The following is a 12050-nucleotide window of genomic DNA, read 5'->3' as shown; positions in this document are numbered from 1 at the left end:
CGCCAGCGGTGTTGACTGGTTTGGCTTACTTGCGCAACCGTTTGTAAGCGTTGATCAGACCGTTGGTAGAGCTGTCGTGGTCGGTCACCGTTTCGTCGTTTTTCAATTGCGGCAAAATGGCCTTGGCTAGCACTTTACCCAATTCAACCCCCATCTGGTCGAAGGAATTGATGTTCCAGACGACGCCCTGGACGAAGATTTTATGCTCGTAAAACGCGATCAGCATGCCCAGTGTGCGCGGCGTCAGTTTTTTGAACAGGAAGGCGTTGGACGGCTTGTTGCCTTCGAATATCTTCGAAGCGATCAAGGCGTCGTCCAGGTTGGGCTCGTGGCTTAAATCGTGGCGCACTTCGGCTTCGGTTTTGCCGCGCATCAAGGCTTCGGCCTGGGCCAGAAAGTTGGAGATCAAGATATCGTGGTGGTCGGGGAGGTCGTAATGGCTTTGCGCCGCCGCCAGAAAATCGCCGGGGATCAGTTTGGTACCTTGGTGGATCAACTGGAAAAAGGCGTGCTGGCCGTTGGTGCCGGGTTGGCCCCAGATGATCGGTCCGGTGTTGTAATCCACCTTTTCGCCGTTGATCGTCGCGCTTTTGCCGTTGCTTTCCATGTCGCCTTGCTGGAAATAGTCGGCGAAGTATTTCAAGGATTGCGCATACGGCAGAATCGCGTAGGTTTCGGCTTCGAAGAAGTTGTTGTACCAGATGCCGAGCAGGCCCATGATCACCGGGATGTTTTGCTCGAACGGCGCACTACGGAAGTGTTCGTCGGCCAGATGCGCGCCCATCAGCAGTTCTTCGAAATTATCCATGCCGATGTACAGCGCGATCGACATGCCGATCACCGACCATAACGAGTAACGGCCACCGACCCAGTCCCAGAACTCGTACATGTTTTCCAGGTCGATGCCAAATTCCTTGACTTTGGCCTCGTTGGTGGAAATCGCGACAAAGTGTTTGGACATGTGTCCCTGCTCTTGCGCCGCTCTCAGGAACCAGTCGCGGGCCGAGCGGGCGTTGGTCATGGTCTCCTGGGTGGTGAAGGTTTTCGAGGAAATCAAAAACAGCGTGGTTTCCGGGTTCAATGGTTTTAGGGTTTCGACGATGTCGGTCTGGTCGACGTTGGATACGAAATGCGCTTTCAGGCCTTCCTTGCCGTAAGGAGCCAAGGCAGTATCGACCATTTTCGGCCCCAAGTCGGAACCGCCAATACCGATATTGACGATGTCGGTGATGGTTTTGCCGGTGTAACCGGTCCAGGCGCCGGAACGGACTTGTTCGGTAAACACCCGCATTCTGGCCAGCACCTGGTTGATTTCCGGCATGACGTCCTGGCCGCGGAAATAAATCGGCTTGTTGCTGCGGTTGCGTAATGCGGTATGCAACACGGCGCGTTTTTCCGTGGTATTAATGATGGAACCGGAAAACATGGCTTCGGTCTTTTCCGAGAGCTGGGCGCGGTTGGCCAATTCGATCAACAGCGGCAGAGTCCGATCGGTGATCAGATTTTTTGAGTAGTCGAATAACAGATCGTTGAAGGTTATCGAAAACTTGTCGAATCGCTTGGGATCTTTGTCGAAGGCATCCTTCATGCAAAATTTGCCGGCAATCTCGCGGTGGTGTTGCTTGACGGCGTTCCATTCGGCAGAGTCTACTAATTTGGACATATGATTTGGTTGTTAATTGACCAGAGAGGTTAATTCGGTGGAAAAGATCGGGCGGAGGCTTTTCGAGGAACGGATCATAACCCCATTATAAGGATTGTCTTTGACTGCTGACAAAAAAAATTAAGCAACGAATAGTGCCCGCCAAGTATGGAACGCCAACCTTTCTTTGCCTAGGGCGATGTGCTAGAGTTAGCCATTGTTTCGATCCAAATCAGGCATTTAGATTCGCCGGCGACGAAAACAGGTTTCATGCATAACCACATGAAAGATAATAAAAATTAAAGCATTTACTAATACAGGAAGGGGATTTATGAAAAGCTCTCGCATGATAAAAAACGGTTTCCTGGGCTTGCTGGGCCTGGTTTTTTCTGCGTCGGTTTGGGCGCACGGCGGTGCGGCCGGTACCGATACCGACCAATGTAAGTTCGAACTGGAAAAAGACCACTGGATCCACTATACGGCTTATCAGCCCAAAGCTTATCCGGCCGAAGAATTTTGCGGCAATATTCCCGACACCGGTTCGCTGACCCAATTGGTCTTCGATTACCAAGACCAACGTTACCGCGGTATGGCCGTCGAATTCGAAGTCACCAAAGAGCCGGAAGGCAAACGCGTATTCTTCCAGGCTGCCGAAAAACACAAATCTGGCACCGTGGTATTGAATCTGCCTGAGGGCGTGCCCGAAGTCGGCAAATACCTGATCCACATCACTCTGTTGCAAGATAGCGGCGAACGTTTGGATGCCCACATGAGCTTCAAAGCGGGTGGCGGCCAACCGACCAGCAAAGGCAGCTATGGCCTGTATGCATTGGTTCTGTTTGCCGGTCTTTACATCTTTTATCTGTCCAATGCCGGTTTCAAAAGCAAAGTTGACGGCATGCTCGGTAAAGCCAAAGAATTTTAAATATTGACCCGCCCTTTGTCGGCCAAGCCGGTAGAGGGCGGATGCAGTAGTCCACTAGTAAAACCCGCGGTTTGCGGTAGATTCATGATTCACCAACGCCTCACAGGTACTCGCGCCATGGTCAAATTTCTTTCACTAGCTTCTTTAGTCTGCGCTCTGTCGGTCTCGACTGTGTCTGCAAAGGAGGTTCAGGATCATAATCAGATGATGAACCACGGCGACGGACATTTGATGGATATGGACGGTGCGATGGTGATGGGCCAAAACACCGACACCCTGCCGGGCGGATGTGAAAAAATCGCCGCCACCAAGGAAATCACCGTGCGGGCCGGACACAAGTATTCGGAAAAATTTCCCGGCACCATGTTCGCGTTCGACCAGCAGGAATACCAGTTCGAGCCTTGCACCAAGCTGACCGTGCATTTCATCAACGAAGACGAAATACGCCACCAATGGATGATGCATGGCCTGCCCAAGTATTTATACCCAAAAGGCATGTTCCATCTGGAAGTCAGCGGACCGGGTAAAGTGTCCGGCACCCTGATCTTGCCGCCGGGCGATAAAACCTATTTGGTTCACTGCGATATCGCTCAGCACATGGAAAAAGGCATGAAAGGCCAGTTAAAGGTCGGTAAAGGCGGTGAAGATTTGCCGAGCATTCCGGGTGTCACCGCAAGCATTTTTCCAGACGATTACAGCGGTAAGCCTTACGATCCAAAGGTCGACGCTCCGGTCACTTCAGCGCCGGTTGCGGCGCAACCGGCGGCGGCCAAAGCCGTTTCGGCTCCGGTTCAGTCTGACGATTCAATCGTTTCCGGCGTTACCGTGATCGGCCTGGCCATCGGCTTGATTGCCGCACCTTGGTTGGCAAAGCGCTTTGCCGGCATGAGTGCCGGGGAAATCGTCGCGACGATTCTGGAGCAATCGGCGCATCTGGTTGGCTTGGTTGTGCAACTGATCAGTAAACTGGTGAAAATGGTTTCCGGTAAAAACGCTATCGCTCTGCCGGACAAATAAGCCACATGAGCAAAAGCCCCTGAAGCTTTTCGGTTTCAGGGGCTTTTTTATGGGACACGGAAATGCAATTCGAATCCTGGGGCCTGTTGGGCTTGTTCGCCAGCGCGTTTATTTCGTCGACGGTCGCGCCTGGCGGTTCCGAAGCGGTGTTGGCTTACTTGGTCAGCCAGCAGCACATTCCGGTAATCTCGCTGGTGGCCGTCGCCACAGTCGGCAATACCCTGGGGGCACTGACCACCTGGTGGCTTGGATTGTGGGCGGCCGGCAAATATCCGGCCGAGACTGTGTTGTCTAGCGAGCGGCAGCGTTCGTTGCGCGCCGTGCGCCGCTGGGGCAGTTGGGCTTTGTTGTTCTCCTGGTTGCCGCTGGTCGGCGACGGCTTGTGTTTCGCGGCGGGATGGTTGCGTTTGTCCTGGTTTTCTTCGCTGCTGGCGATCTTTTTCGGTAAAGTGTTACGTTACCTCGCCGTGGCTTACGCCTTTATTTGATCCGCTATGAGTTTTTTTTCGCTACCCCATTTTCCGCCAGTCGATAGCTCAGCCGAACACCGCCGCCGCGATTACCAAATCGCCGGATTCACTTTTGTGACTACGACGATTTGTTTGACCATGGATGGCTTCGCGCCGCAATTCATGCAATACGTGTTGGCTGTGTTCGGCTGGCTGTTTTTATTCGCCTGGCTACGCGGCGAGTGCAAGTACGTTCGCACTCAAGTGGCGGTTGCAGTGACGTTTGCGCTAATCGGCGAATATTTTGCGTCGGTCTACATGAAGGGTTACATCTACCGTTTCGGCAACGTACCGGCTTATGTGCCGGCCGGCCACGGTTTAGTCTATTTGACTGCCGTCGCCTTGGGTCGCTCCGGTCTGTTCCAGCGCTACGCGCGGCCTATCGCTGTTTTCGTCGTCGCGGCTTGCGGCAGTTGGGCGGCCTGGGGCTTGAGCGGTTACACTCGGCTCGATGTGATCGGTGCGGTACTGTTTATCGTGTTCTTGGGCTACCTGTTCAAAGGCCGTTCGCCGATGGTTTATCTGGGGGCGTTTTTCATTACCTCGTGGTTGGAAATCGTCGGCACCAGCGCCGGGACTTGGGCTTGGGCCGAGATCGATCCCGCCTCGCATCTGCCGCAAGGCAATCCGCCCAGCGGCGTGGCCGCTTGGTATTGTCTGGTCGACGCGGTGGCGATTGCCGGCGCCGGCCCGCTGTTGCAAGTATTAAGTAAAACGGCGCTGGTGCTGCAACGGCAACGGGCTTGATCAATCCGGGCGGGCGGTTTTTCCGGGCAGCGTTCTGACTGCGTGCAAACTGACGCGGTCGCCGATTCGGATCACGCCGCCGGCTAAGATTGTCGCAGTCATGCCGCCGTGGCCGCGCAAGGCGTTGTAACTGCCTGCGCCCAACTCCGCCGCCATTTTCGAGCACGGGTCGCAAGGTCCGGTGATTCGAATCCTGACTTCGCCGCCGATGATCCATTCCAGTTGCGTATCCGGAAACGGCGAACGCATGCCGACCAGATTCAAGCCGGAGATTAGCAGATTACGCCGTAGCCGGAGCGGGTCCAGGTAGTCGAGTCCGCACCAGCCGGCGACTAGCGGCAGGTGTTCGACTTGAAATAGCGTGATCTCGCGTTTCGACGATTGTCGTCCGGATTTTTTGGCGGCCGAGCGGCGGTCGCCGAGCAAGCCGCGGCCGGGTTCGGCGACGGCCTCTCTGACCGAAACCGCCGGTTCGCCGCGCGCCGGACGCAGGATGATGGCTTCGATCCGGCCAGGCGTGGCAAAGCGTTGGCAGATTTGCCGCAGATCCATGGTTCGGTTAACCGAATGCCGCAAAATAGCGATTGCTTCGGGCAAGAAAGTCTTTCATTTCGAAGGCGACTGGTTTTTGTAGCGCCAGGTCAAATACCCCATCAGCGCGCCCCAGACCAGCATGTAAATACCGTGCAAAATGATCTCGAAGTTGAGCCGATAGGCTTCGACGTAATAATCGTACAGATAGTCGAGAACGACCGCGGCCAGAGTCAACTGGACAGCGTGTTTGAATGTCAATTGTTTGAAGTAAAAACAAACGACGCCGAGTACGAAAAAACCCACCAAAAATCGAGTGCCGGCGTGGATGCTCCACTCCACACTAGGAATTGCCGACTTCAGCATCGCCATGTTCATGAGGTAGAGCAGAGCGAGACCGGTGGTAAATGTGAACAGCAATAGTTTCATGGTGGTTCCCCTGTGTGCGTTTTAGTTATTTTAATGTTGCCGGCAGCAACCTTTGGGACGGTTACACCGCCATCCGCCGCTTGTCGGCCGTATTCGCCGGGTTGGCAGAGGGCGAGAAAAAATTGCTCCATGCATTAGGGTGACCCTGTTCGGCGCGCTTGGTTCGATGCGGCGTGCCGAATTGTAAGGCTGAAATTCGGTTTTCGCCGAACCCGCTCAGCTCTAAACCGGCCGCATTCCTTGGCGATAGTCGCTTCGCAGTTGCCGGGACTAGGGTCGGTGCGACCGGTTCCACGCCGTCGCGAGCCGATCTGCTTCCAGCCTACTTGCAACGCCGGCCGAAGCGGAAGCGCAATCGCATATTTATTGACTGGGATCAAATTCGCCGGCAATCCCGATTTAGACAGCGCGGCGGCGGAGGCATACGATCCGTGGTAAAGCCGAAGAATCCACCCGGCTAAGACTCCCGGCAACGTAACGTACTATCGAGGAGGTTGTTATGCCAGTCACCCGAGTCATTGTTACGGACAGCAGCAGAGCGCGTTTTTTCAACTTAACCAGTCGCATCGAGCCGATGCTCGAATTGGACGGTTTGACCCATGCCGAAGGCCGGATGCGCGGCCAGAACGAGGTCAGCGACCGTCAGGGCGGCATTGCCGGCGGACATGGCGAAGGCGACCATACCTTCGAGGCTCCTACCGATTTGAAACACCACGAAGCCGAGGTTTTCGCCAGGCAAATCGCCGACAGGTTGGAACAAGGGCGGGTCGGGCGCGAGTTCGACAAGTTGGTTCTGGTCGCGCCGCCTGAATTTTAGGTGCGCTTCGCCACGTACTCAACGGCTATTTGCGAAGTTTGGTGGATCATTCGCTGGATAAAAATCTGGTTGCCGCCGATGAAGCGGCTATCCGCGAGCATATCTTGTAAAGTGTCGCCGATCCTTCATTCAGCGCACGGCCGCGTTCAGCCGCGGCCGCTTCCCCAGCCTCCGATTATTTGCTAAAGCTCTAAATTTCCCGTGTGGCCGATTGTTCACTCATCGCTTCGCCGCGGCCTTTGCTTTCGCTAAATACTTGCAAATCCACCGAAAATCTAGCCGGGTAACGTTTTACAGGTAAAATATCCGCTCGTATAAACGCAAGCCTTTCCAACACAAAACATGGACAAAACCTATTCCCCGCACGCAATCGAACAAAGCTGGTACAAAATCTGGGAAGAAAACGGCTATTTCGCCGCCAACCGCGACGGTGCATCGTATTGCATCATGATCCCGCCGCCCAACGTAACCGGCAGCTTGCATATGGGACATGCGTTTCAGGACACCATCATGGATGCGCTGACCCGCTATCACCGGATGAAGGGCCATAACGCCTTGTGGCAACCGGGAACCGACCACGCCGGCATCGCCACCCAGATGGTGGTCGAACGCATCATCAATGCCGACGGCAAAACCCGCCACGATTACGGCCGCGACGCCTTCATCGAAAAAGTCTGGGAGTGGAAAGAACAATCCGGCGGCACCATCACCCGCCAGTTGCGCCGTATGGGTTCGTCGCTGGATTGGGACAAGGAACGCTTCACGATGGACGACGGCATGTCCGCTGCGGTGCAGGAAGTATTCATCAAATTGTACGAAGAGGGCCTGATTTACCGCGGCAAACGTTTGGTGAACTGGGACCCGGTGTTGCACACCGCGGTGTCCGATCTGGAAGTGTTGTCGGAAGAAGAAGCCGGCTCGATGTGGCACATGCGCTATCCGCTGTCCAATGGCACCGGCCACTTGATCGTGGCGACCACCCGACCGGAAACGATGCTCGGCGACGCGGCGGTGGCGGTGCATCCCGACGACGAACGCTACAAACACCTGATTGGCGAGCTGGTCGAACTGCCGTTGACCGGCCGCTTGATTCCGATCATCGCCGACGACTACGTCGATCCGGAATTCGGCACCGGCTGCGTCAAGATCACCCCGGCTCACGACTTCAACGACTACGAAGTCTGGTCGCGCCACAAGCAAATGAACGTGATCGCCGACCAACCGCACGGAGGCTTGATCAACATCTTTACCGTCGATGCGGCGATACGCCCGAATGATGATGGTTTTGCAATTATCCCGGAAACCTATATCGGCCTGGACCGCTTCGAAGCCCGCAAACGCATCGTCGCCGATCTGGATGCCCAAGGCCTATTGGAAAAAATCGCCGACCACAAATTGATGGTGCCGCGCGGCGACCGCACCGGCGCGGTGATCGAACCCTTCCTGACCAACCAGTGGTACGTCAAAATCGCCCCGCTAGCCAAGCCGGCGATCGAAGCGGTGGAAACCGGCGCGATCAAATTCGTGCCGGACAATTGGAAAAATACCTATTTCGAATGGATGCGCAACATCCAGGACTGGTGTATCTCCCGGCAAATCTGGTGGGGGCACCGCATTCCGGCTTGGTACGACGACAAGGGCAATACCTACGTCGGCCATTCCGAATCTGAAATCCGCGCCAAGCACGGCTTGGCGGACGACTATGTTTTATTCCAGGACGAAGACGTATTGGATACCTGGTTCTCGTCGGCGCTGTGGCCGTTCTCGACCTTGGGCTGGCCGGACAAAACCCCGGAATTGGCCGCGCATTACCCGACCAGCGTGCTGGTCACCGGCTTCGACATCATTTTCTTCTGGGTAGCGCGGATGATCATGATGGGCTTGAAATTCATGGGCGACGTGCCGTTCAAGGAAGTCTACATCCACGGCCTGGTGCGCGACGCCGAAGGCCAGAAGATGTCGAAGTCCAAGGGTAACGTGCTGGATCCGATCGACATCATCGACGGCATCGAGCTGGATGCGCTGGTGGAAAAACGCGTTTCCGGCATGATGCAGCCGCATCTGGCCAAGAAAATCGAACAAGCCACCCGCAAGCAGTTCCCGGACGGCATCCCGTCCTACGGTACCGATGCGCTGCGCTTTACTTTCGCCTCGCTGGCTTCGACCGGCCGCGACATCCGCTTCGACTTGCAGCGTACCGAGGGCTACCGCAACTTCTGCAACAAATTGTGGAACGCGGCGCGCTACGTGTTGATGAATACCGAAGGCCAGGATAACGGCGTCGATTGCGCCGAGTGCCGCTACAGCCCGGCCGATCAGTGGATTTTGTCCCGACTGAACCGCACCATCGCCGACACCCGCAGCGCCATCGACAGCTACCGCTTCGACCTGGCGGCACAGGCGATTTACGAATTCACCTGGAACGAGTACTGCGACTGGTATCTGGAGCTGGCGAAAATCTCGCTGCAAAGCGACGATGCACTGCTGCAACGCGGCACCCGCCAAACCTTGTTGCGAGTCCTGGAAACCGTGCTGCGGCTGGCGCATCCGATCATGCCGTTCATCACCGAGGAAATCTGGCAACGGGTCGGGCCATTGGCCGGCGTCACCGCGGCGACCATCATGTTGCAGCCTTACCCTGAGAGCGACGAAAGCGCTATCGACTTGGTCGCCGAAACGCAAGTGCAATGGGCGATGGACTTTATCCTCGGCATCCGCCGCATCCGCGGCGAGATGAATATCGCGCCGGGCAAACCCTTGAACGTGTTGCTGCAAAACGGCTCGGCGACCGACCAAGCCAATCTTAAAGAATTGGAAAGCTATCTTTTAAAGCTTGGCCGACTGGAAACCATCGTTTGGTTGAACGCCGGAGACAACGCGCCGGAATCGGCGATTGCGCTGGTCGGTGAGATGAAAATTCTGATTCCGATGGCCGGCTTGATCGACAAAGATGCCGAACTGGCAAGGCTGGACAAGGAAATTCAACGCATCGAAAAAGAATTGCCGCGCATCGAAGGCAAACTCGGCAACGCCGCGTTTGTTGACAAGGCGCCGCCTGAAGTCATTGCCAAGGAGCGCGAGAAACTGGCCGGTTTGCAATCCTCGTTGACCAATCTGAAGGAACAGTACGCCAAAATCAAAGCCTTGTAAGCCGATGGGCGGACCACAAAAAGCGCCGGCAAACCTGGAAGACTGGACGGAGCTGTTGCGCGGCCAGGAAATGCCGATTTTCTCCAACACCGCGCACAATATTTATGCGGCGTTGGATGATCGCAAGAAAGGGGCAATGGAGTTGGCGACGGTGATTCTGCAAGATCCCAACCTGACTGCCAAGGTGCTGAAAGTCGGTAGCAGCCCGTACTACAATCCGTCCAAGCAGAAGATGAGCACCGTTTCGCGGGCTATTGTCGTGTTGGGTGCCGAAATCATCCGCGAATTGACGCTGGCATGTTCGTTTTTCGAAGCGATTTTGTCGACCAGCGATAAAAATCGGGCCAACCGGGAGATCGCCAAGGCTCTGCATGCGGCGGTCCAGGCCAAGAATCTTGCGGTCGCCGTGGGCGATATTTCGCCGGAGGAGGTGTTTGTTGCGGCCCTGTTGCACAATCTCGGCCACGTCGCGTTTTGGTGTTCCAGCGATCCGCATTCCAAGCAGGCGCACGCGAAACTCGAAAAATGCGGTTTGAGCGGCGCGGAAGCCGAGAAAAAAATCCTCGGCTTTTCGTTGCGCGATCTCGGCAAAAAGCTCAGCAAGTCCTGGAGCCTGGGCGGATTGATCGAAGAAGCGATCGCCAAACCCGATTCTGCGGACAAACGGGTGCAGATGGTCAAGTTGGGTCACGATATCTGCCAAGCGTTGCAGGCCGGCCCGGATTCGCCGCTAATGACCGCTTGTCTGACTAAGTTCAGCGAGCTCACCCGGCTGCCGCTGCCGGAAATACGTGCCAGAATCGAGAAAAATACCCAGGAGGCGGCGCTGATCGCCCGCCAATTCGGTGCGGACGATGCGTCGCGCTTTATCAAAGTCGATGCGGTGGCCGACGAAGCGCCGGTCGAAGAACCGTTCGACAAGAAGCAATTGCAGTTTCAGATCCTGCAGGATATCAGCAGCCATATCAGCGGCCAAATCAACCTGAACCAGTTGTTCGAGATGGTGCTGGAAGGCATCCATCGCGGGGTGGAAATGGATAGGACCTTATTCATGCTGCTAAGTCCGGATAAACAGGCGCTGAACGAAAAATTTTCCTTGGGTTGGCGCAAACCGGTTCCGGAACAGAAGCTGCGGATTCTGAATTCGGAAAATTCCACCAATTTGTTTTTCAACGCCCTGCGCCAAACCGAAGGCGCCTGGCAATTTCCGGAGCAGCATCCCGGCCTTTATACCCCCCAAATCGTGCAGCATATCGGCCGTCACGAATGTTTTGTCTTTCCGATACGGGCCGAGAACAAGATGGTCGGTCTGATCTATTGCGACCACTCCATTCATGGGCTACCTTTAACCCGCGAAGATTTTATCGCCGCCAACCATTTCGCCAAGCAAGCTCATATCGGCTTGACTCTCTACTGTATGAAGGGCCATTAATCCATGACCGATCCCGAGCTGTCGAATCTCCAAGTGTTTCTGGTGGAGCCGTCCCACACCCAACAGCTCATCATCATCCAATATTTACAGAGTTTCGGGATCAGCGACATCATTTGCGTTGCCAGCGGCCGGGAGTTGTTTCAGGGTTTGCAGCATAGCCGGCCCGATTTGGTGGTCAGTGCGATGTATTTGCCGGATATGACCGGTGTGGAATTGGTTCACGCCTTGCGCGAGGACAGTGCCTCCTACGAAATGGCCTTTTTGTTGATTTCCAGCGAGACCAATATCAAATACCTGGAGCCGATACGCCAAGCCGGTGCGATTGCGATTCTGCCCAAACCGTTCGGTCGCGAAGCCTTGCGTACGGCCTTGCAGTCCACGCTCGAATACGTGCATCCGGAAAAGCTCGGGCTGGAGCATATCGATATCGAAGACTTGCGGGTGCTGCTGGTCGACGACAGCGATTTTTCTTTGAAATATCTAACTAAGGTGTTTAACAACATCGGCGTTGACCAATTGACCGTTGCCCACGACGGCAAACAAGGCTTGCAGCTTTTCAGCCAGCACTATTTCGATCTGATTGTCACGGATTACAACATGCCGGAAATGGACGGCTTGCAATTGGTCGAACATATCCGCAACCATCCGGAGCGAGGCTCCACGCCGGTCCTGATGGTAACTAGCGAACAGAACCAAAGCCGGCTGGCCGCTATCGAAAAATCGGATGTGTCTGCCATTCTCGACAAGCCGTTCGAACCGGCGTCGATCAAGCGGTTGTTGATTAATCTGCTGAATTGACCCTGTCCCGCAGGCGTGCGGATATTTCACGACGCACACGGCAAAAAGCGGCA

General features: G+C 55.3%; 11 protein-coding genes. 8 read left to right on the top strand and 3 right to left on the bottom strand.

Annotation, left to right across the window (positions count from 1 at the left end):
- Positions 1–25 precede the first annotated feature (25 nt).
- Positions 26–1663 carry a glucose-6-phosphate isomerase gene (gene pgi, locus PL263_RS12325; RefSeq protein ID WP_278209653.1) on the bottom strand — a complete coding sequence of 546 codons (1638 nt, stop codon included), beginning with the start codon at positions 1661–1663 and terminating at the stop codon, positions 26–28.
- A 310-nt stretch (positions 1664–1973) separates the two neighbouring features.
- On the opposite strand from pgi, the gene PL263_RS12320 reads away from it, so the two are divergent.
- From PL263_RS12320 to PL263_RS12305, 4 genes are all read left to right on the top strand, one after another.
- Positions 1974–2567, top strand: coding sequence for a hypothetical protein (locus PL263_RS12320; RefSeq protein ID WP_278209651.1), 594 nt, complete (start codon positions 1974–1976; stop codon positions 2565–2567).
- 117 nt (positions 2568–2684) lie between these two features.
- Positions 2685–3584, top strand: coding sequence for a copper oxidase (locus PL263_RS12315; RefSeq protein WP_278209650.1), 900 nt, complete (start codon positions 2685–2687; stop codon positions 3582–3584).
- Between the two features lie 62 nt (positions 3585–3646).
- A complete protein-coding gene (locus PL263_RS12310; RefSeq protein WP_278209649.1) occupies positions 3647–4072 on the top strand; it encodes a YqaA family protein in 426 nt (141 codons plus the stop codon).
- 6 nt (positions 4073–4078) lie between these two features.
- Entirely contained in the window at positions 4079–4840 is a 762-nt protein-coding gene (locus PL263_RS12305) for a hypothetical protein (RefSeq protein WP_140910547.1), read from the top strand.
- On the opposite strand, the gene PL263_RS12300 is transcribed toward PL263_RS12305, so the two are convergent.
- Positions 4841–5392 (bottom strand): MOSC domain-containing protein, encoded by a 552-nt coding sequence (locus PL263_RS12300; RefSeq protein ID WP_278209648.1) that lies wholly within the window; start codon positions 5390–5392, stop codon positions 4841–4843.
- A 54-nt stretch (positions 5393–5446) separates the two neighbouring features.
- Entirely contained in the window at positions 5447–5800 is a 354-nt protein-coding gene (locus PL263_RS12295) for a hypothetical protein (RefSeq protein WP_140910545.1), read from the bottom strand.
- Positions 5801–6299: 499 nt separating this feature from the next.
- Here PL263_RS12295 and PL263_RS12290 point away from each other — a divergent pair, with 499 nt between their 5' ends.
- From PL263_RS12290 to PL263_RS12275, 4 genes are all read left to right on the top strand, one after another.
- Entirely contained in the window at positions 6300–6617 is a 318-nt protein-coding gene (locus PL263_RS12290) for a host attachment protein (protein ID WP_278209647.1), read from the top strand.
- Positions 6618–6959: 342 nt separating this feature from the next.
- On the top strand, positions 6960–9767 hold the full coding sequence (locus tag PL263_RS12285) for a valine--tRNA ligase (protein ID WP_278209646.1): 2808 nt from the start codon (positions 6960–6962) through the stop codon (positions 9765–9767).
- A 4-nt stretch (positions 9768–9771) separates the two neighbouring features.
- Positions 9772–11199 carry an HDOD domain-containing protein gene (locus tag PL263_RS12280; protein WP_278209645.1) on the top strand — a complete coding sequence of 476 codons (1428 nt, stop codon included), beginning with the start codon at positions 9772–9774 and terminating at the stop codon, positions 11197–11199.
- A gap of 3 nt (positions 11200–11202) precedes the next feature.
- A complete protein-coding gene (locus tag PL263_RS12275; protein WP_278209644.1) occupies positions 11203–11997 on the top strand; it encodes a response regulator in 795 nt (264 codons plus the stop codon).
- Positions 11998–12050 lie beyond the last annotated feature (53 nt).

This window comes from Methylomonas sp. EFPC3 (genome assembly GCF_029643245.1).
GTDB classification, from domain to species: Bacteria; Pseudomonadota; Gammaproteobacteria; order Methylococcales; family Methylomonadaceae; genus Methylomonas; species Methylomonas koyamae_B.
The sequence above is the reverse complement of the archived record's forward strand: the minus strand, read 5'-3'. Positions and strand labels throughout refer to the sequence as shown.